Here is a 556-nt window from a genome sequence, read left to right on the forward strand (position 1 = left end):
GTTTAAAGAGAATTCATCATACACAGATATAGCCATAGATTCTAAAGGAAATGCACACATATGCTATTTTAATTATAAAAATGGCTATAGTGCTTATATTGCTGAGGTAGTTATTAAGTATGCCACAAATTCTTCTGGTACATGGCATACGGAAACCATATCAGATACAGGAATACCGAGGACTGCAGCAGGTGTTTCTATTGCAGTAGATTCTAACGACAATGTTTATGCCGTATATAAAATTAATCATGACTCTCCTCCAAGTGAGTTGCATTTTGCAAAAAAAATTGCAACAGGATGGGACGTACAAAAAAATATAGATGACGGATATCATCACCCTAGTTGTTACTACGGGCCATACGCCCTTGCCTTTGACTCTTCAGATAATGCCCATATAATCTACAATAGTGATTGCGGTTCTTGGGGCTCAACGCGATATGCTACAAATGAGAATGGAGTATGGGAATACACTGAAGTATATTTTCAAAAGTCAGATTACGGTGCTTCAATTGCTATTGATTCCTTTGATAAACCTCATTATGTACTTGGTATTAAG

At 36.5% G+C, this 556-nt stretch carries 1 protein-coding gene; it reads left to right on the forward strand.

The genetic code is table 11. From position 1 onward, the window contains the following. The coding region (locus MTBBW1_RS28935) for a hypothetical protein (RefSeq protein WP_222424213.1) at nucleotides 1-556 on the forward strand (556 nt) is incomplete at both ends.

It is taken from the genome of Desulfamplus magnetovallimortis (assembly GCF_900170035.1).
Lineage (GTDB): Bacteria > Desulfobacterota > Desulfobacteria > Desulfobacterales > Desulfobacteraceae > Desulfamplus > Desulfamplus magnetovallimortis.